At 37.3% G+C, this 20748-nt stretch carries 16 protein-coding genes; 9 read left to right on the plus strand and 7 right to left on the minus strand.

The window, feature by feature from the left end:
- Window positions 1-17: 17 nt before the first annotated feature.
- Window positions 18-2165, plus strand: coding sequence for a polyribonucleotide nucleotidyltransferase (gene pnp / locus ACQ33O_RS07785; protein ID WP_430995007.1), 2148 nt, complete (start codon window positions 18-20; stop codon window positions 2163-2165).
- A 167-nt stretch (window positions 2166-2332) separates the two neighbouring features.
- Here pnp and ACQ33O_RS07790 read toward each other — a convergent pair whose 3' ends face one another.
- The 5 genes from ACQ33O_RS07790 to ACQ33O_RS07810 form a co-directional block, all read right to left on the minus strand.
- On the minus strand, window positions 2333-3325 hold the full coding sequence (locus tag ACQ33O_RS07790; RefSeq protein WP_430995008.1) for a hypothetical protein: 993 nt from the start codon (window positions 3323-3325) through the stop codon (window positions 2333-2335).
- A 28-nt stretch (window positions 3326-3353) separates the two neighbouring features.
- Window positions 3354-4547, minus strand: a complete 1194-nt coding sequence (locus tag ACQ33O_RS07795; protein ID WP_430995009.1) for a hypothetical protein — start codon at window positions 4545-4547, stop codon at window positions 3354-3356.
- 335 nt (window positions 4548-4882) lie between these two features.
- Window positions 4883-5728 carry a type 1 glutamine amidotransferase gene (locus ACQ33O_RS07800; protein ID WP_430995010.1) on the minus strand — a complete coding sequence of 282 codons (846 nt, stop codon included), beginning with the start codon at window positions 5726-5728 and terminating at the stop codon, window positions 4883-4885.
- 57 nt (window positions 5729-5785) lie between these two features.
- Window positions 5786-6898, minus strand: coding sequence for a carboxylate-amine ligase (locus ACQ33O_RS07805; RefSeq protein WP_430995011.1), 1113 nt, complete (start codon window positions 6896-6898; stop codon window positions 5786-5788).
- A 139-nt stretch (window positions 6899-7037) separates the two neighbouring features.
- Window positions 7038-7991 (minus strand): ATP-grasp domain-containing protein, encoded by a 954-nt coding sequence (locus ACQ33O_RS07810; protein WP_430995012.1) that lies wholly within the window; start codon window positions 7989-7991, stop codon window positions 7038-7040.
- Between the two features lie 143 nt (window positions 7992-8134).
- Here ACQ33O_RS07810 and ACQ33O_RS07815 point away from each other — a divergent pair, with 143 nt between their 5' ends.
- Window positions 8135-8947 (plus strand): alpha/beta hydrolase, encoded by an 813-nt coding sequence (locus tag ACQ33O_RS07815; RefSeq protein WP_430995013.1) that lies wholly within the window; start codon window positions 8135-8137, stop codon window positions 8945-8947.
- Window positions 8948-9056: 109 nt separating this feature from the next.
- Window positions 9057-10262 carry a bifunctional 3,4-dihydroxy-2-butanone-4-phosphate synthase/GTP cyclohydrolase II gene (locus ACQ33O_RS07820; protein ID WP_430995014.1) on the plus strand — a complete coding sequence of 402 codons (1206 nt, stop codon included), beginning with the start codon at window positions 9057-9059 and terminating at the stop codon, window positions 10260-10262.
- Window positions 10263-10265: 3 nt separating this feature from the next.
- On the opposite strand, the gene ACQ33O_RS07825 is transcribed toward ACQ33O_RS07820, so the two are convergent.
- Together ACQ33O_RS07825 and mutS are read right to left on the minus strand one after the other, a co-directional pair.
- Window positions 10266-12524: a hypothetical protein gene (locus ACQ33O_RS07825; RefSeq protein ID WP_430995015.1), complete on the minus strand. Its 2259-nt coding sequence runs from the start codon at window positions 12522-12524 to the stop codon at window positions 10266-10268.
- 80 nt (window positions 12525-12604) lie between these two features.
- Window positions 12605-15199, minus strand: coding sequence for a DNA mismatch repair protein MutS (mutS, locus tag ACQ33O_RS07830; protein WP_430995016.1), 2595 nt, complete (start codon window positions 15197-15199; stop codon window positions 12605-12607).
- Window positions 15200-15353: 154 nt separating this feature from the next.
- On the opposite strand from mutS, the gene ACQ33O_RS07835 reads away from it, so the two are divergent.
- From ACQ33O_RS07835 to ACQ33O_RS07860, 6 genes are all read left to right on the plus strand, one after another.
- Window positions 15354-15884, plus strand: coding sequence for an RNA methyltransferase (locus tag ACQ33O_RS07835; RefSeq protein ID WP_430995017.1), 531 nt, complete (start codon window positions 15354-15356; stop codon window positions 15882-15884).
- A gap of 21 nt (window positions 15885-15905) precedes the next feature.
- Window positions 15906-16823 carry a UbiA-like polyprenyltransferase gene (locus tag ACQ33O_RS07840; RefSeq protein WP_430995018.1) on the plus strand — a complete coding sequence of 306 codons (918 nt, stop codon included), beginning with the start codon at window positions 15906-15908 and terminating at the stop codon, window positions 16821-16823.
- A gap of 46 nt (window positions 16824-16869) precedes the next feature.
- Window positions 16870-17283, plus strand: a complete 414-nt coding sequence (ruvX, locus tag ACQ33O_RS07845) for a Holliday junction resolvase RuvX (protein ID WP_430995019.1) — start codon at window positions 16870-16872, stop codon at window positions 17281-17283.
- Between the two features lie 48 nt (window positions 17284-17331).
- A complete protein-coding gene (gene def / locus ACQ33O_RS07850) occupies window positions 17332-17916 on the plus strand; it encodes a peptide deformylase (RefSeq protein WP_430995020.1) in 585 nt (194 codons plus the stop codon).
- A gap of 36 nt (window positions 17917-17952) precedes the next feature.
- Window positions 17953-18873, plus strand: coding sequence for a hypothetical protein (locus ACQ33O_RS07855; RefSeq protein ID WP_430995021.1), 921 nt, complete (start codon window positions 17953-17955; stop codon window positions 18871-18873).
- Between the two features lie 93 nt (window positions 18874-18966).
- A complete protein-coding gene (locus ACQ33O_RS07860) occupies window positions 18967-20583 on the plus strand; it encodes a T9SS type A sorting domain-containing protein (RefSeq protein ID WP_430995022.1) in 1617 nt (538 codons plus the stop codon).
- Window positions 20584-20748: the final 165 nt, after the last annotated feature.

Genomic DNA, 20748 nt, shown 5'->3' on the forward strand with positions numbered 1-20748 from the left:
TATCTAATACAAACAAAATGAGTTTAAATACTAAATCAGTAACATTTGATATCGGTGGCGGAAGAAATGTTACCATCGAAACGGGTAAAATGGCTCGTCAGGCAGATGGAGCCGTTACAGTGCGTCAGGGCAATTGTATCTTATTGGCAACTGTTGTTGCAAACAAAGAACCAAAAGAAGGTCAGAACTTTTTTCCATTGTCAGTAGACTATCAGGAAAAATTTGCATCTGCAGGTAGAGTACCGGGATCTTTCTTCAAAAGAGAAGCAAGATTGAATGATTACGAAATTCTAACATCAAGATTAATTGATAGAGCTTTACGTCCATTGTTTCCTGAAGATTATTTATGTGATGTACAAGTTTTAATTAGCCTTGTATCAAGCGATGCAGAAGTATTACCGGATGCATTGGCTTGTTTAGCAGCTTCTGCTGCATTAGCAGTTTCAGATATTCCTATTCAGGAAATTATATCTGAAGTACGTATTGCACGTAAAGACGGACAGTTCATCATCAACCCAACACGTGAAGAATTAGCTGCGGCTGATCTTGAATTCATCATCGCTGCTACCGAAAAGAATATCATGATGGTGGAAGGTGAAGCAAAAGAATGCCAGGAAGAAGATCTTGTTAAAGCATTGGAACTGGCGCATGATGCTATCCGCATTCAAATTAAAGCACAGGCTGAGTTAAGAGATAAAGTTGGTATCACTGCAAAACGTGAATACACAAAACCTTACCGCAACGAAGCGTTGAACGAAAAGATCACAGCATTTGCAAAAGATAAAATGTATGCTATTGCTGCTTCTGCATCTGCAAAGCATGAAAGAAGCGATGCATTTGATGCATTGAAAAAAGAAGTAAAAGAATTTTTAGGTGAAGAATTGCCTGATGCAGATAAAGCATTGATCGGTCATTATTTTGGAGAATTGCAATATCATGTTGTAAGAGATATGATATTAAATGATAGAAAACGTTTGGATGGTCGTGGTACAGAAGATATCCGTCAATTGGATATGGAAACAAACATCTTACCTACACCTCACGGATCTGCATTATTTACAAGAGGAGAAACACAATCATTGACCACTGTAACTTTTGGTTCTGCATTGGATGAATTGTTGGTTGAAAGCGCACATAAATCTGATTACACTAAATTTATATTGCATTATAATTTCCCTCCATTCAGTACAGGTGAAGTGAAAATGATGAGAGGTGTTGGTCGTAGAGAAGTTGGACATGGTAACCTTGCTATGCGTTCATTGAAACAAATGATGCCTGGAAGTGATTATCCTTATGTTGTACGTGTAGTAAGTGATATCTTAGAGTCAAATGGTTCTTCGTCTATGGCTACCGTTTGTGCTGGTTCATTAGCGTTGATGGATGCAGGTGTTCCTATTAAAAAACATGTTAGTGGCGTTGCAATGGGCTTGATCACTAAAGGAGATAAGTTTGCTGTATTATCTGATATACTTGGCGATGAAGATCATTTAGGTGATATGGATTTTAAAGTAACCGGTACACGTGATGGTATTTGCGGTGTGCAAATGGATATTAAAGTAGATGGTTTGAGCATGGACATTATGCGTCAGGCATTGGCACAAGCTCGTAACGGACGTTTACATATATTGGATGCAATGTATGCAGCTATTCCTGCACACAGAGATGATGTGAAACCACATGCTCCTCGTATGGTTAAATTAACGATCGATAAAGAATACATCGGTGCGGTGATCGGACCAGGTGGTAAAGTGATTCAGGAAATGCAAAGAGAAACTGGTGCCACTATCAATATCGAAGAAGTAAACAACCAAGGTGAAGTAAGCGTATTCTCTGCATCTAAAGATAGCTTGGATAAAGCTGTTGCATGGATCAAAGGATTGGTTGCTGTTCCTGTTATAGGCGATACCTACGAAGGAACTGTAAAAAGCATTAAAGAATTCGGTGCTTTTGTAGAGTTCTTACCTAAGAAAGAAGGCTTGTTACACATCAGTGAAATAAGCTGGAAACGTTTGGAAACAATGGATGGTATCTTCAAAGAAGGCGATAAAGTAAAAGTGAAATTGTTAGACATCGATCCACGTACGGGCAAATTCAAATTAAGTCGTAAAGTGTTGATGCCAAAGCCCGAAGCCCAACCTAAGCCTGAGGCACCAAACAATAATTAATTTCAACAACTAATAATATTAGTCAACTCCCCCCAACTTGTTGGAGGGAGTTTTTTATTTTGGTCCTGGCGGTAAATCATTGGTCATCATCGTTGCGTCGCACACTTGTGCGGTATACCATTGAGCAGCCTATCTGACGGTCTCGGTCTTATAGCAAAGTAAAAAAATTACTCCGCACTCACACACCCAACTACCAAATGCTCCAAATTCAATTCAGAAAAATAAGTTTTACTGATTGCTTCAGCATTTTTTAATAGCATAGGAATGGTAGGGTATTTAGCGCCAAGAATAGTATGTGCTTTTTTTAATGCAGCGGCTTCTTTCAAAGAAGAGGTTTGCATCAATGCTTCTTTAATGGCAATAATGCGTAAGCCGTTGTCTTTTAGTTTACCAAGCTCGGCGATCATCCAGCTTAATGCAAGAAAATAATTCTGCTCTAATAATAAGAAATGCTTGCTGTCGCCAACATCAGGCATTTTATTAAATGGAGATGTGGTGATCTCTTTAGTAAGATATTTATCTAGATGCTTTGGTGTGTTCTTTGAGTGGTTGAGTTGTATGCAGCCTCTCAATGCTTGTGGGTAAATACTTAACCAGCGTAGTTTTCGTCTTAGTTCATGCACATCTGCTTCTACATTATCAAAATGAAATTTTGATGTTTCTGCAAATTCTACGATCTCATAAATAGCTTTGCCATAAAATTTATTGATCTCGTTGATCTCTTTTTTGTCTTTTAGAAAATCTGCTTTATCAAGCTTTGACTGTATTTTACTGATACGATTATTCTCCAGCGTAAGCCAATTCTTTTCAATTAATAGTTCATTCAGGTGCTGTATCTTTTCTCGGGTTTGTGCCTGTAAATATTTTGTAACCTCAGCAGGGACTTTTTTGTTTTTAGCAAACTCTTTTGCAAATGAATCATAGTAATCGATTGCCCCTAAAGCATCTTCTAGTAATTTAAACTGTTCTTTAAGTGAAGTGAATTTTTTCTTGTCGTGCAGATCGAGATATAATTTTGATAATCCCTCAAGCATAAAAACCGGAGTGCGACAATTGTTTTGATACAACCACAATGCCGGGTTCTTTTCTTTAGATGCTTTTGATAGTAATACGAGTAATTGATTGAGATAGAAATCAAATCTTGTTATTCCACTTTTCATATACAATGATTTATATACTAAATATACATCATTGTTTTTCAAAAAAAGCTACAGAACCGCCTACCCATGTTTTATCCTGATTATATCGGGTGCCAATCATTTTTCCTTTACTTAGTCTGGCAAGGTTATGTACTGCTTTTGGCCTAGCCCAATCTTTTTTCCAAAAATAGAATAACCTTATTTCTGCTTTGGCACTGCCATCCGGAGTTTGGATGATATTGGCATAATTGACTTTTCGTTGCAGTATCCAATTTTCTGGATCTTTTATTTGGTCAATATCTTCTTGTGTTACATCAATGACCACACCCATGCCGGCAAAAGAGAATAATGGTTTTAAAACATAATTCTCCAGATCTTTTGGCATTTCTTTTATCTCATTTAAGAAATATGTTTTAGGTATGTACGGATTATTTATTAGTGGCAGCGTGTATTTACTTATACGGTAGAACCAATTAGGATGAGGCGCCCATTCAACCTCCCATGGATGAGTGATGTCAATGATATTTTCGATATCCTTCTGTTGATAAAGATCATCAAAGATCAAACGGTTGTAAATTCTTTTGATCTCGATCTCTTTTCCATTGTTGAGGTAGAATAATTTATTTCCTTTGGGGATAAGCTTAGTGATACAAACTGTTTTAACACCAAGCATTTCTTCCGTAAAATAAAAATCCACCCTTGTTTTTTGCTGCTCAGGAAAAATTTCGAGTAAGATCACATTTTCGGGATAGTGATCATTTAAGATGATCTCTTTTAATAATTTAAGATAACTTTCTTTCGTATATCCATTGAGGTAAGCACTATAATTATACGGTAGATTTGAGTAAGTTGCCGTTAGCTCAGAATGAAAGGCTTGAAAGGCAAAGAGGGTAGGGAATCCTTGCATTTCGATCAATTGAGGCTCAAGTAGGCCTTCGCTATTTTCGCAGATGCCAAAATCGAATGCTATGAAATCGCTTCGGTCATTTTCATTCGGGACATTGAGATTTTCCGGTATCGCATTTTCCGTAAGTGTTTTAAATTGCTTATCAACAATTACATCAATGATACTTTCACAGGCATCCAGCATCTTTTGTGTGAAATCTTTCGGAATAAAAATGGGTGTTTCGGCAATCCTGAATTCAATTGCTCCGGGGAAAGGTTTATTGAGCGCAGTTAAATAGTTGGTATACTTTTCTTCTGTAAACGTTTTATTGAAATTTGCCCTTAATTCTTTTTGCATGAAATCTATTTAACGTACCGGTAAAAATAAAAAAATGTATTGGCAGTATCAGGTTTTCTCAAAAAACTTTTTTAAAGCTAAAACAATAATATGCAGCAACAAGATAATGGCCCCATAGAATATCCAAATCAAAGAGCTTCCATACTGACTATTAAAGGCTCTGTTATAAAAAATAATTGTAGCGTATATCAGAAAGATGATCATATTAAGCGTAATGGATCCTTTCTTCTTTTTGGTAGCTAATCTGTACAGAAGAAATAAAAACATCAAAATATAAGCTGAGACCAATATGTAGTCTTCTTCATCCATAAAATATAATTTTTATAGGTTTCTGATCATATCTCTGCCATCTGCAAATGCTGTACCGCTATATTTAAAAAATTAGGCAATATATGTGTGTAGGTAAACATGATCTTGTCCGGATCATTCAATTGATCGATCATGCTCTGCCATTTTTCCATGCCATAATTTTCAATAACGGTTTTTTTCTTTTCTTCGGTTTGCAGATACATACTCATACCTACGGCATCCGCTTCAGGATGAAATTGTGTACCGATCATAAATTCATTGAACCTTACAGCCATAACAGCTCTTTCTAAGGCTACATGTGGTCGTTCTTTTTCTATAGCCAAAACACTGGCGCCAATTTGTTCGAGTAGATCGTAGTTAGGTTGAATAACCTGGTAGTCTCTGCTGTCAACTGAATAGAACGGATCCATCATGCCGTCAAAAACAGGTTCATTATTGCCTTCCGGTAGTAAGTGAACAGGGAAAACACCAAAGGCGGTGCTTTTGCGTTTGCACACCAATCCAACATTAAAATATCTACATGCCAATTGAAAAGAATGGCAAATAAAGAATACGTATTTCTTTTGCAAAGAAGTATTATCGCTGTTCCATTGTTCTACTTTTTGCAGCCAGTCAAAATAGATCGTTTCCCATTCACTTCCCTGGCTATCTAATGGACTTCCGGGGCCACCGCTTGAAATAAATATATCATAGGAAAAATCGGGGATCTCATTTTTTACTCTTACATCAAATTCGTCCCAAACAATATCCACATTATTATTGTCGCTGTATTGATTCAGTATCTCTCTGATACAACGCATACCCTGGTTGGCCTGACCTTCATAGAGGTCTAAAATGGCTATTCGGATAGGTTGGTTTGAATTGGTGTTCATATCGCAAAATTAATGCTTTTTTCATTCTTTCATAACCGGTAGAGAAACACATAGCCTCTATATACCGCTCAAAAAACTCGTGTGAATATAGTCCGTTACCGCTACAAGATCGTTGGTCTGTTCATAAACTTTGAGCTGTCTGTCTGCTCCTGTTCCTTGTTCCAACATAGTGTGTACATAGCTGATGGCATGCTGACTGCCTAAATGGGGCACTACATCCTCTATAAAATCTAAGAGCTCGTATATCAGCACTCTAGTGTTTACCTCGGTTTCCTTACCAAAATCGATCAAGCTTCCATCAATGCCATATCTGCTTGCACGCCATTTATTTTCGTTTATTAGTGCACGTGAGTACGACATGAAATTAAGATTTTGCATCCTTAGTTTATACAACTTAGCACTAACGGCTTGAAAAAGGGCAGCAATGGTAATGGTTTCCTGAACGGTCATAGGTACATCACATATTCTGTATTCAACTGTATTAAAAAACGGGTGTACCCTGAGGTCCCACCATATTTTCTTAGCATTATCAATGCAATTGGTCTTTACGAGCAATTTTACATAGTTTTCGTAAGCCTCAATGCTTTCATAATAATCCGGAATGCCGGTACGGGGAAATTTATCAAATACTTTAGTTCGAAAACTTTTGTAGCCGGTTAATCTTCCTTCCCAAAAAGGAGAGTTGGTGCTCAGTGCATAAATGTGCGGTAGAAAATATCTTGCAGCATTGGCAATATGTATTGCCATTTCTCTGGTTTCCATACCAACATGAACATGCAAACCAAAAATTAAATTACTTCTTGCAGCTTCCTGTAATTCGTTTACAATTTCACTGTAGCGTGCATGGTCGGTTATTAATTGACTTTCCCAATGGCTGAATGGGTGAGTGCCTGAAGCGCCTACTTTTAGTCCGATATTGCCGGCAATATCGTTGATCGTTTTGCGTAAAGTAGCAACATCTTTAAAAGCTTCATCAACATTCTGGCAGATATCTGTACCAACTTCAACAACAGCCTGGTGCATTTCTGCTTTTACTTTATCTTTCAATACTTTTTGCCCTTCCTTTACAATTTTTTGTTCATGACTTTTTAATTCCCTTGTAACAGGGTCTATTACCATGTACTCTTCTTCTACACCAAGTGTGAAATTTTTATATGAAATGTTAGCCATTTGTATTTTTGATTTACGATGTACGATTTGGGATGTATGATTTACGATGTACGATTTCTTTCAAGTCGGTAGCGTTTATTTTAGTATAAGATCCTAAAAATTTAAATAAAATCATACATCGTAAATCATATATCGTACATTATTTTAATGTTTTTTTATTAGCACTGCTTGTAATGAATTCTCCCCAGGTTAAATTGTCGACGCCTTCTTTATGTGCCTGTGCTTTTTCGATGGCATAGGTAGCGGCCGTTTCTACTACCCACTCAAAGTTTTCTTCTCCAACACTTTTCAGATCTGCATCCGGAGCAGGATTGCAGAAATCGATAGCATACGGGATACCGTCACGAACAGCTAGTTCTACCGTATTAAAATCATAGCCGAGATATTGATTGATCTTTAAAACAATATCGGTCATTAGTTTTATTTTCTTTGCAGAGGGTTTGAAATCTGCAACATATCGCAGTGCATGTTCATTACGAGGTTCGTAGCTCATAATGCGTACATACTTTCCACCAATACAATAGCAGCGATAATACTCTTCAAAAATGATCTCCTCCTGCAACATCATTACCAGTTCACCCGTTTCTTTATGCTTGTCGAAAAAATCTTCCCGATCAGTTAACTTGTAAACACTTTTCCAACCGCCACCTGCAAATGGTTTCATATATGCAGGGAATCCGATGTAATTAAAAATAGTGCCCCAGTCTAAAGGGTACGATAAATTAGAGAATGATTCATGCGCTGTGTCAACAGGTAATTCAAACGAAGGAAGTATAACTGTTTTGGGAACAGGAATATCAACTTTGGTCATTAAGCAATTATTGAAAAACTTTTCATCGGCGCTCCACCAAAAGGGGTTATTGATGACAGCTGTACCACACAATGCAGCATTCTTCAAAAATGCTCTGTAAAAAGGAACATCCTGTGAAATCCTGTCAATGATCACCGCATAGCCACAATCTTCACCTTGTATTACTTTTTCTATATGTACCGGTTCGGCCTTAATGCCTTTTACTTTTTTGCTGTTTACTCTCGCTATGAAAGCTTCGGGAAAGCTTCGTTCTTTTCCGAATAAGATGCCTATTTTTTTCATACTTGTACAATTAGTATTTGACGGTGTGGGGTAGATGCAATCAATTCCTACCAAATATATTTTTTTAAAAGCTATTAAACAAATTATGTTTCGCAGATATACGGTTATTAGATAAAGCAAATCTTTTCATAATTTTGCCGTCTATGTCAAGTGCAGCAATTGTTTCGGTTAATAAGGAAAATCATATTCTTACTTCAGTGTTTCTTAAAAGAGAGGTGGTCATAGATTGTTACTTGCCTCAGTTTGTTGCCAATTCAAGAGAAATAAGTTTATTGTTGATCAATGATGGACAAGACCTTATAAAAATGGATTTTCAACATATTCTTTATGATCTCTATAATTCCGAAAGTATTGCCCCCTTATTTTGTGTAGGTATACATTGTAGCGCCGATAGAAAAAATGAATATGGTACTGCTGATGTTTTAGATTATCAGGGACTTGGTGCTAAAGCTGCTCTCCATACAAGATTTGTGATGGAAGAGTTATTGCCATTTATCAGAAAAATTTATCAGATACAATCCTTCAAAGAAAAGTCTTTCGCAGGATTTTCTTTGGGCGGGTTATCAGCATTAGATATTGTTTGGAAGCATGCTGCTGAGTTTTCAAAAGTTGGAGTCTTCAGTGGTTCGCTTTGGTGGAGAGATAAAGACCAAAATGCAAAGGACTTCAATGAAGATACAGATAGGATAATGCATCGTCTGATTCGTACTGGGACATTTGCGCCATGGCTAAGTTTTTTCTTTGAGGTTGGAACGCAGGATGAAACTGCCGACAGAAATAATAATGGTATTATTGATGCTATAGACGATACCGTTAGTTTGATCGATGAATTGCTCACAAAAGGATATACCCCTAATCAGATCAAATATGTAGAACTGCAAGATGGAAAGCATGATGTGGCCACATGGGCCAGGGCTTTCCCGGATTTTTTGAAGTGGGGTTGGGAGCCAAATTAACTCTATCCGTTTGTATTACAATAGAGTAGGCAAATTATTCCTCATTTAGCAAGAATTACATTCTGCAAAGAACCATAACCTTAGTAACTTTGCACATTAAATATTAGTTATGTTAGATAGTATTGAAAGTGCCATTGAGGATATTAAAAATGGTAAATTAATCATAGTGGTGGATGATGAAGACAGAGAAAATGAAGGAGATTTTTTAACGGCAGCAGAGAATGCTACTCCGGAAGTGATCAATTTTATGAGTACGCATGGCAGGGGCTTAATTTGTGCACCATTAATGGATGAAAGATGTGACGAGTTAAATCTGCAGCCAATGGTAAGTACCAATACGGCTTTGCATGAAACAGCTTTTACGATCAGTGTTGATCTATTGGGACATGGTTGTACAACAGGTATATCTGCTAAAGACAGATCAAAAACAGTTAAAGCACTCATCAATCCAAAAACAAAACCCGAAGACTTGGGAAGGCCCGGACATATATTTCCTCTTCGAGCTAAAAAAGGCGGCGTATTGAGAAGAGCCGGTCATACCGAAGCAACCGTTGATCTGGCAAGATTGGCAGGATTTGCTCCTGCAGGTGTATTGGTAGAGATTATGAATGAAGATGGCAGTATGGCTCGTTTACCGGAATTAAGAGAAATAGCAAAAAAGTTTGATCTGAAATTGATCTCAATTAAAGATCTGATCGCATACAGACTTAGCAAAGAAACATTGATTCATGAAGAAGAACGTGTGCAGATGCCGACCAAGTACGGCACTTTTGAATTGATCGCTTTTAAACAATTGAATACAGGCGATATACATCTAGCCATAAAAAAAGGTGACTGGAAAAAAGATGAACCGGTATTGGTAAGAGTACATAGTAGTTGTATTACCGGAGATATTTTAGGCTCTTTGCGTTGCGATTGCGGAGACCAATTACACATGGCTTTAAAAATGATAGAAGCAGAAGGCAAGGGGCTGGTTTTATATATGAATCAGGAAGGTAGAGGTATTGGGTTGCTTAATAAATTGAAGGCATACAAATTACAGGAACAAGGGCTGGATACAGTGGAGGCCAACAAGGAACTTGGATTTGGTATGGATGAAAGAGATTATGGGGTTGGGGCACAAATACTACGTCATCTAGGAATATGTAAGATGAAACTCATGAGCAATAATCCACGTAAACGTGCCGGCCTTTTAGGTTATGGGTTGGAGGTAGTAGATACAATTGCAATTGAAATAAAACCTAATCCACACAACGAAAAATACCTGACAACTAAAAGAGATAAACTAGGGCATAATATTTTAAATACAAAGTAGTATTTATCGTATCACAAACCCTTTTGTAAGTACCTTCTGATCTTTTGCAAAGCAACTAAAATAGTAGACGCCTTTTGGTAAATTGTTGTAGTTGATCCTTATTGTATTGCTACCTGCTGCAATCGATAATGTTTTCGGATCCATTCGCCTTCCAACAGCATCAGAAATGATCGCTTTTATTGTTGTGTTTTCCGGGGCAGCTATTTGTAGTATCAATTCATGATCCGATGCTACCGGAGTTTTTTCAAAGATGATACTTCTGTTTGAGTTAACGAGTGTTACAATGTTTGAATAACTGACATTGCCATTGATATCAGTGATCTTCAATCGGTAATAATTCAATTCCTGAATATTTAATGCATCGGTAAAGCCAAAATTATTCTGACAAGGGAAACTGTCTGCAACCAATGAATAAATGCTATCGTAATGGATTTTATCTTTTGATTTTTGTAATTCGATTTTTGTATTATTTGAAGTACAGTTCACCATCCAGTTTAACTTATTTCCTGCAGTAGATTTTTCTCCTGTAAAATAATTTACTGCAGTTGGAGTTGTAACAGTAAAGTTAATACTGTCAATAACCCCCGGACTGAGATTATAAAAACTTCCTGTTGCACTACTTTGTAATTTTACTGCTCTTACCAGATAAATATTTTTTCCTGTTCCTGCATCATGATCATTGTATGAGGTTGTTGTAAGATAGTTCTTTGTTAACAATACAAAACTATCCTGTAGAGATCTTGCTTTGTAAACATAGTAGCCCAAAATGCCTGACGATGGGGATGGAGTCCAGCTAAGCTTTGCAGTTGTTGTATTATTTGTATCCTTTACAGTAAAGTTAGATGGTGGTTCATACACATACATTCTTAAAGTAGGATCTCCAAGCAATGCTTGATGCACCATTTGCTGGCCATGTCTTGGCGGTTGATAGGTTGTTTTGTTCACACAAGATTCAAATGCATCTAATCCAATTGGTTCACCCAATGCCATATGGTGAAAATACCAGTTGGGGCGGCCTGCCCAGCAACTAACTAAAAAATCTGAGTTGCTTGCAAGTGGGGCTCTCAAAAAGTTATTTTGACTATCCCAGTCACCAAAATAACTTCCGAACGACATGGTGAAAACTGATTGTAATTGAAGTGATTTAAGTTCTGTAGTAGTTGTAACCCCCGATGCACTTTCGTAGGAACCTGATCCACATCCATAGCTCCACAGGTAGCTGCCTGTTTTCATGTCTGTATCGTATTGGCCATTACTAACGCTATCGGGTGTAAGTAGTGTGCTGAAATTTCTCCATCCATTAGAAGCAAAGGCTTCGCCACTAAAATATCCAAGGTTGTCATCAATCAGCCCACGCATTCTGAATTTTTTTCGGGCAGTTCTGTATCGATGATTTTTATCGAGATACTGACGCATCAATGTTACATCGTTTGAATTGATAGCAGGCATATCAAACATATCCACTCGCCCTGAAAATAATTTTACAAAAGGTCTGTTAGTAAAACTGGGGTCAAATTTTCCATCACCGGGAATATTTTTATTAGCAGTCCTACTTGCTGAAGCATTGTTTACCGTTGCATCTGTCCAGTAAGCAAAACTTGTATCGCAATAGTAGGCATCAGCAGGCCAAGCCCCATGGTGTTCATCATGCCCATCGGGGTAAATGTAACCACTGTATGGAACCGGAATATGACCTAGCATAAAAATTCCTTTTACATTTAAAGTGTCGCTTAGGTAAGTGCTTACAATAAATTGCTTTACAGATTTTACCGATTGTGCTCTACTAATATCTTTTCTGATCACCAGCCATCCATCGTTGATCAAATCATTTTCTAATCTTTTTATCTCGGAGCTTAATGATATACTGTAAGTATTATCAACGAGTAAAATTATTTTTCCCTGTTGATGTTTAACAGGTATTTTGTTGCCACAGTATAAGTAGCTATATGCTGTGAAAGGAGCAATGTTACTTGTTGCACGTACATTGTACTCATATCCAATTCCATCAGAAACATTGTTGTCAATATAAAATGTATCATTTACTCCCAGGCTATTCGTAAGCATGGTCCATGAAGTATCGAATCTGCTTTTTCTTTCTACAGTATAGGAAACAGCATTCAATCCTTTTTGCCATCTTAGTGTAAGTGAAGTAGGGTTGGAATTTGTATTAACGGTAACTTTTAGAGACCTATCGGCAGCTGTTTGTCCATATTGGGTGAGGCAGAAGCTAACGCATAAAATCAACAAAATGATTTTTCTCATAATACCGTTACAGTCATTTATTAATGAAAGAAGAAGAGTATCGTCAAAGTTACTAAAATCTCCTTAGAATAAGCCTTGATTTACTTCACTTTTTCCTTTATTTCCTGAAGCTTTAACATGGCTTCTACCGGCGTTAATCTGTTGATATCGAAAGTCTCCAATAATTTTCTGATCTCATCAAAGGTTACAGAATGTGCATCAAAAATACTGAGCTGCATTTTTGGTGTACTTAACTGTTTGGCAGTTTCTTTTATATCTCCGCCTTCACGGCTGTCTTCCAGTTGTTTTAGTATCTCATTTGCTCTGTCAATTAATGAAGGGGGCATTCCGGCCATACGTGCCACATGAATACCAAAGCTGTGGGTGCTACCACCGGGGGCAAGCTTGCGCAAAAAGATGATCTTGTTGCCTACTTCTTTGTTCGTAACATGATAGTTTTTTACCCTTGAGAGCTTATTCTCTAATTCATTTAATTCATGGTAGTGCGTAGCAAATAACGTTTTCGGTTGTGCATAGCTGTTATGTAAGAACTCTACAATGCTCCAGGCAATACTGATGCCATCGTAGGTAGATGTACCACGGCCTATTTCATCTAATAAGATCAAACTGCGGTTGGTGATATTGTTAATGATACTGGCAGTTTCATTCATCTCAACCATAAAAGTGCTTTCGCCGCCACTGAGGTTGTCGCTGGCGCCAACACGGGTAAAAATTTTATCTGTTAATGGGATCTTTGCATTTGTGGCCGGCACAAAGCTACCCATGTGCGCCATTAAAGTGATCAGTGCTGTTTGCCTAAGAATAGCACTTTTACCACTCATGTTTGGCCCTGTTAAAATAATGATCTGTTGTGCTGATTGATCTAAGAAAATGTCATTCGAAATATAAGTTTCACCAACAGGTAAATTTCTTTCAATTACCGGATGTCTGCTTTCTTTTATATCAAGAATATTATTATCCTGCACCAATGGTTTTTTGTAATTGAACTGCAGGGCATTGTTTGCAAAACAAGTCAGACAATCCTGTATTGCCAATACCTGACCATTCACTTGCATTGGTGCAATGTAATCCTGAAGTTCGATCAATAATTGTTCAAACAATTGCAATTCAATTGCTAATATTTTATCCTCTGCACCAACAATTTTTTCTTCGTATTCTTTTAATTCCGGTGTAATATATCTTTCTGCATTCGCAAGTGTTTGCTTACGTATCCATGTTTCGGGCACCTTGCTTTTATGCAGATTGGTCACTTCTAAATAATAACCGAATACATTATTGAAGCTAATTTTTAATGAAGAAATGCCCGTGGCTAGAGCCTCTTTCTGTTGTAACTCAATTAAATAATCTTTGCCCCCTGTTGCAATTTTTCTTAATGCATCAAGCTCTTCGTGGATGCCGTTAGCAATGATGCCGCCTTTGCTTGCAATAGCAGGAGGGTTTTCATTGATCTCTTTTACAATTTTATCAACAATGTATCTGCATGGATTCAATGCATCACCCAATCTTTTTAAATAATCATTATTGGCGGTTGCACAAATTGACTTAATTGCGTCAACCTGTTGTAAACCTTTTGCAATTTGTAGAACTTCTCTCGGATTTACTTTTTTCAGCGGTACTTTGCTCACCAATCTTTCTATATCACCTGCTTGTTTAATATGTGCAACAATTTGGTTTCTTATATCTGTTTCTTTGATAAAGAACTCAACTGTATGTAAGCGTTCATTGATCTTATTGATATCATTCAAGGGTAATACCATCCAACGCTTCAATAACCTTGCACCCATTGCAGATGATGTGTTGTCAAGCGTTTTTAATAAAGTATTACTGCCATCTGCACCGCCAAATAATTCAAGATTACGAATGGTGAATTTATCCATCCATAAATGATCACCTCTGTCAATACGTTGAATGGAAGTGATGTGGCCAAGATTAGGATGTTCAGTATCTTTTAAATAATGAAGGATTGCTCCGGCAGCAATAGTGCCGTTGTGTAAATTTTCAATACCAAAACCTTTAAGGCTATGTGTGCCGAAATGTTTTAACAAGCTTTCCTCAGTATAGGCCTCGGTAAATATCCATTCATCTAAAGTGTAGGTAAAGAATTTTATGCCGAAATATTCTTTAAATTTTCGTTGTTGGTTCCTCTGATAAATAACTTCGGCAGGATTCAGACTCTGCAATAATTTGTCTGCATACTCAGCATCGCCTTCAGCAATAAAAAATTCACCGGTGCTGATGTCTAAAAATGCAATGCCGATGTTGTTTTCTGTGAAATGTAATGCAGCAAGAAAGTTATTACTCTTATGCTCTAATAATTTATCATTGGTAGCGGTACCCGGTGTTACCAATTCTGTAACACCACGTTTTACAATACCTTTTGCTTCTTTCGGATTTTCTAACTGATCGCAAATAGCAACACGATAGCCTGCTTTTACTAATTTATGTAAATAGGTATCTAATGCGTGGTGTGGAAAGCCTGCTAACTGCGATGAATTTTCATCGCCATTATTTCTTTTTGTAAGCGTAATGCCCAATACTGTGGAAGCATTCACCGCATCCTGACCAAAGGTTTCATAAAAATCCCCAACCCTAAACAGCAATATCGCATCAGGGTATCTTGCCTTGATGGCATTGTGTTGTTGCATTAAGGGGGTTTCTTTGGTCGTTTTAGCCATGCTGTTATTTACGAATTACGATGTACGATTTACGATTTATGAGCCGATACCACTGCCCAAGACGGCAAAAATAAGTGCTTTAGGGTGTTAATGTGCAGCTTTATGAAGTATGTGAATTACTTTTGCAAAACTTACCGCAGAAGATAAATGTAACATGAAGAAATTAAGCATGGATGAGTTGAACCGTAAATCGGTTGATGAATTTAAAGAGGCAGAAAAAATTCCTATCATAGTTGTATTGGAGAATATTCGCAGTGCCTATAATGTGGGCAGTGTTTTCAGAACTTCCGATGCTTTTTTATTAGAAGCAATTTACATTACCGGTTATACCTGCATTCCTCCGCACAAAGAAATTAAGAAAACAGCATTAGGTGCTGAAGATTCTGTAACCTGGAAGCATTTTGCAAATGCTGCAGAAGCCATCATCGATCTCAAACAAAATGGCTATAAGGTTTATGCGGTGGAGCAAGCAGAAAATAGCTACGCACTTCAGAACGTAGATTTTAAAAATGACGAAAAGATCGCTGTGATATTTGGTAATGAAGTAACAGGGGTAGAGCAAACTACCATTGAGCAATGCGAAGGTTGTATTGAAATACCACAATTAGGAATGAAACATTCTTTGAACATTGCAACAGCTGCCGGGGTTGTATTGTGGGAGTTGGTTCGTAAAAGGTTATTATAAATTTTAAATGTTGAATTTTAAATGTCCGTAATAAAAAAATATTTATCGTTAGTAAAATTTTCGCATACCATTTTTGCTATGCCTTTTGCATTGATTGGATTTTTTCTGGCAGCTAAAAATTTTCATTTATTTGACAATACTTATGTTGTTTGGAAGACTAATTGGGGAAGTACAATTTATTCTAAAAAATACCTTCTGATAATTTTCACTTTGGTAATCCTCTGTATGATCTTTGCTCGTTCCGCAGCCATGGCATTTAATCGCTGGTTAGATGCAAAATATGATGCATTGAATCCCCGTACTGCTATAAGAGAAATTCCTGCAGGTGTTATTTCATCGAGAAACGCACTTGTCTTCACCATTCTATCTTCAATATTCTTTATTCTAACTACTTACTTCATAAATACAGCTTGCTTAATTTTAGCGCCAATAGCATTATTTATCATTCTGTTTTATAGTTACACAAAACGATTCACTGCACTGTGTCATTTAGTGTTGGGAGTAGGGTTGGGGTTGGCGCCAATCGGGGCTTATCTTGCAGTAACGGGTAGTTTCGATCTTTTGCCGATTTTGTTTTCATTCACAGTTTTATTTTGGGTAAGTGGCTTCGATATTATTTATGCTTTGCAAGATGTTGATTTTGACAGATCACAAAAATTACATTCCATACCGGCAGCTTTTGGAAAAGCAAAAGCCTTGAGGGTTTCGGAACTGTTACATTTGTTGTCAGCAATTGCAGTAGTGTCAGCAGGAGTGTACGGGCATTTTGGTTGGTTGTATTGGATAGGCGTAGCAGTTTTTATCGGTATGCTTATCTACCAACATTCAATTGTAAAACCCAATGACCTGAGTAAAGTAAATATTGCATTCATGACGGCAAATGGCATTGCATCGGTTGTCTTCGCAATGTTTGTTCTGTTAGATATATTTATAAACTAACAAGCAGAAAGAAATTGTACATCGTACATCTCAAATCATAAATAAAATGGCTCGAATACTGGCAATAGATTACGGAGGAAAGCGAACCGGCATTGCTGTTACAGATCCTATGCAGATCATTGCTACCGGTTTGACTACGATCGAATCAAAAACATTGATCCCGTTTTTAAAAGATTATTTTTCAAAAGAAACGGTTGAGTTGATAATTATAGGAATGCCTTTGAATTGGGATGAATCGGATACGCATGGCACACCTTTAGTAAAAGCCGCTATCAAAAAATTAGAAAAAGCATTTCCGCAGCTGCCTATTAAAACGGTAGATGAACGCTACACTTCCAAAATGGCTAAGGATGCAATGATACAAATGGGCATGAAGAAAAAAGACAGGCAGGTAAAAGGCAATGTGGATGTAATTGCGGCTACCATTATGTTGCAAGAGTATTTACAAAGCATTTCCTGATTGCCACATCGTTTATTTGGGCTAACTTTGCACCCAATAATTTAAAAAATGATTTTACCTATCGTGGCGTATGGTTCGCCAATCCTTAGAAAAGTTTGTTCTGATATCACGCCGGATTATCCTGAGCTTGAAAAATTACTGGCTGATATGTGGGAAACCCTGTACAATAGTAACGGTGTAGGTTTAGCAGCTCCTCAGATCAATAAAGATATTCGTTTGTTCATTGTAGATAGTGAACAGATATTCGCTAGTATTGATGAAGCCGATGAGGAAGAAGATCATTACCCTGATGCACCCGGGTTTAAAGGTGTTTTTATCAATGCACATATTGTTGAGCTGGCCGGGAAGGAATGGGCTTACAACGAAGGTTGTTTAAGTATTCCTAAAATACGGGAAGATGTGATGCGTAACGAAAAAGTGACTTTAAGTTACGTAGATGAAAATTTTCAACCACAAACAAAAACATTTAACGGCATTACAGCCAGAGTGATACTGCATGAGTACGATCATATTGAAGGCAAACTTTTTATCGATTATATGAAACCTTTAAAACGTACATTGATCAAACGTAAGTTGGATGACATTACAAAAGGTAAGATCAAAGTAGACTATCGCATGGTTTTTCCTAAATAACATTTCTCTTTACAACATTTGTAATAATTTGCAGGTATGATAAGAACGATCATACCTGTTTTATTTTGTTGTTTGTTTGCAGGAAATCTTTTGGGGCAAGATACAACTGTAATGGTTGGCCAAAAAGTAATTACGCTGAGCCCTGTCATATTAGATAAAGATTTTGAGGTAGCTGCTTTTATTAATCAGATAAAAAGCGACTCCAGTTTTTACAAAGCCTTCAAGAATTTACGCATACTCAATTTTTCTTCTATCAACGATATCAGAATGTTGGATGATGAGGGTAATAGTAAAGCATCTTTGTATAGCAAAACAAAACAAATACGAGAGAATAACTGTAGAAGAATGGAAGTGCTGCAAGAGCAAGCCACCGGAAATTTTTATACAGCCGACCACCAGTATAATTATTACACAGCCCAAATGTATGCTTCACTTTTTTTTACGGATGGCAGTGTTTGTGGAGAAGATAATATTGTTGCCGGAAAGGAATTCAGCACAGCAGGGAAAAGCGGTATGGAAAAACATAAAGAGCAATTGAAAACATTGTTTTTTAATCCGGGGAAAAAAATTAAGGGGATACCTTTTGTTAGCGGTAAAACGGCAATTTATGACGATGAAATGGCGGAGTATTATGATATGAGTATTGATATGGAAGTCTATAACAAAACAAATTGTTATGTATTTAAGCAAAAAGTAAAACCCGGTAATGAAGGCGATGTTGTTTTAGATGAGATGACCACCTGGTTTGATGATGTAACATTTGAAGTTGTAGCCAGATCTTATGTGTTGAGCTACAGTGCTGCTGTTTATGATTTTAAAGTAAAGATGGAAGTAGAGATGACACATTTTGGAAAATATCTTGTTCCTTCACTGATACGTTATAACGGTAACTGGAAAGCTATATTCAAAAAAAGAGAGCGTGGAGTGTTTACAGCCACGCTGTTTGATTTTAAATGATCCGTATATATTTTTGGGCGTATGCAACCGATTGGCAGGTAAATCCTACTTAATCAGTATATTCGTGATTGAAACTACTAAAATATTCTTTGTATGAAAAAAACTCTACTCGTTCTTTTCGGAGCGATTTCATTTATTACGACTTTAGCTCAACCAACTCCATTTATAACTTGTCCGGATGTCAATGTAGCGGTTTTAAGATCCGGCGATAACTCAGGTATTGCAAATCCGCTTTCAATTTATACAATTGCAACCACCACAGGAATGCCTACATTACTTAGCGGCCCAATTTTAAATCCGGCTAATGCAGGGACTAATTTGCAAATTAATGGGGTAGGTTTAAATACTGCCGATGGTTTTATGTATGGACTATATTCAGGTTCGCCGGCTTTTTCATTAACTCCTGCAACTCCTTTTTATAGGTTGGGTTCAAACGCAGTGGCAGTTCAATTGGGTACAGTCCCAGGCCCTGCTATTATTCCTGGCGGCCCATATTTTGAAAATGCAGCTATTGTAAATTCGGCTGCAGGTGAAGTAGATCAGTTTGGTAATTATTATTTTTCGGCAGTTACGGGAACTGCTGTTATTAATTTCAGCGATCCGGCAGCAAGTACATTTACTCCAAAACGATTATTCATTGGAAAAATAGCCAATGTTGCAAGTCTGTCAGCCGGTGTTGGTACTTTGTCTCCAACTTATGTATCAGTGATTAACTCAATTATGGATGCATCGGATTATGAGAGTTCAATCATGTCGCCTATGACGCTTGCAACAGCACAGAATACAGGATTAAGGGATATTGTATTCAACCGATTTGATAATCGGATATATACCTATGTTACATACCCTGGTAGCGGACCGAATGCAGGGTCATTTATGGGCAGAATGTTAAAAGTAGATCTTCCTACCGGTACATATAGTGGTGTTTCGCTTATGCCTTCGGTATTGCCTTTTGCATCTGCAAATAATGAAGTAGCTGGTACTTTGTTAGATAAAACAGGTAGGTTTTTAATCCTATTTACTGACGGTAAGATGTATAAAGCCAATAGCACTTCCCCGGGAACCTTTGATGGTACCATTGCTCTTCTAAATGGTTCAACCGGATTGCCAACAACACTACGTGGTGATATGGCTTCATGTGGTGGAGGTCCTGATCAGGGTACACTACCTGTTTCCATCTCCACGGTTAATGCTTATAAACAAAACGGAGGGGTAATGGTAAAATGGCAAACCTATTCTGAGATCAATGCAAATGAATTCATTTTAGAACGTAGTCTAGACGGGCAAAATTGGTCAGTTATTTCAACACTACAGGCGCACGGAACTACGAATAATGTAACCAATTATCAATTGATTGATAATAATCCTACAGGAAAAGTAGTTTATTATCGTCTATGTATGGTGGACAATAGCGGGGATAAAAAATACAGTGATATCAAAAGGATCAGCCTCGAAAACAAGGTTTTTGAGATCAATACTTACCCTAACCCGGTTAAAAATGTGTTGATAATTGAAGGGCCCCAGTCTTTTACACCTAAGACAGATGTGGTTATCATTGATGCAATGGGCAGAATCTACCGTGTTTCAACCAAAAAAGTAGCCGAAAATAGCATCAGTATCAATGTGGCTAACCTTAGCAAAGGGGTTTATTACATTCACCTTACAACTGAGGCTGGGAACGAAGCTACGAAACGGTTTATAAAGCAATAATATTCAGTCTTTTTATCGTATAAATGAGCGTAGATGGAGCTTTTCATCTACGCTTTTTCATTAAAGGTAGATTTCGGGCTGTTTTCTGGCTTCAATACCCTCTAAAAATATCTTTTGTATTGTAAAAATGCTTACCTTTGCCCACTATTTTAAAATTCTCCAAAT

Origin of the sequence: Ferruginibacter sp. SUN002, from assembly GCF_050611725.1 — a bacterium.
GTDB lineage: Bacteria > Bacteroidota > Bacteroidia > Chitinophagales > Chitinophagaceae > Ferruginibacter.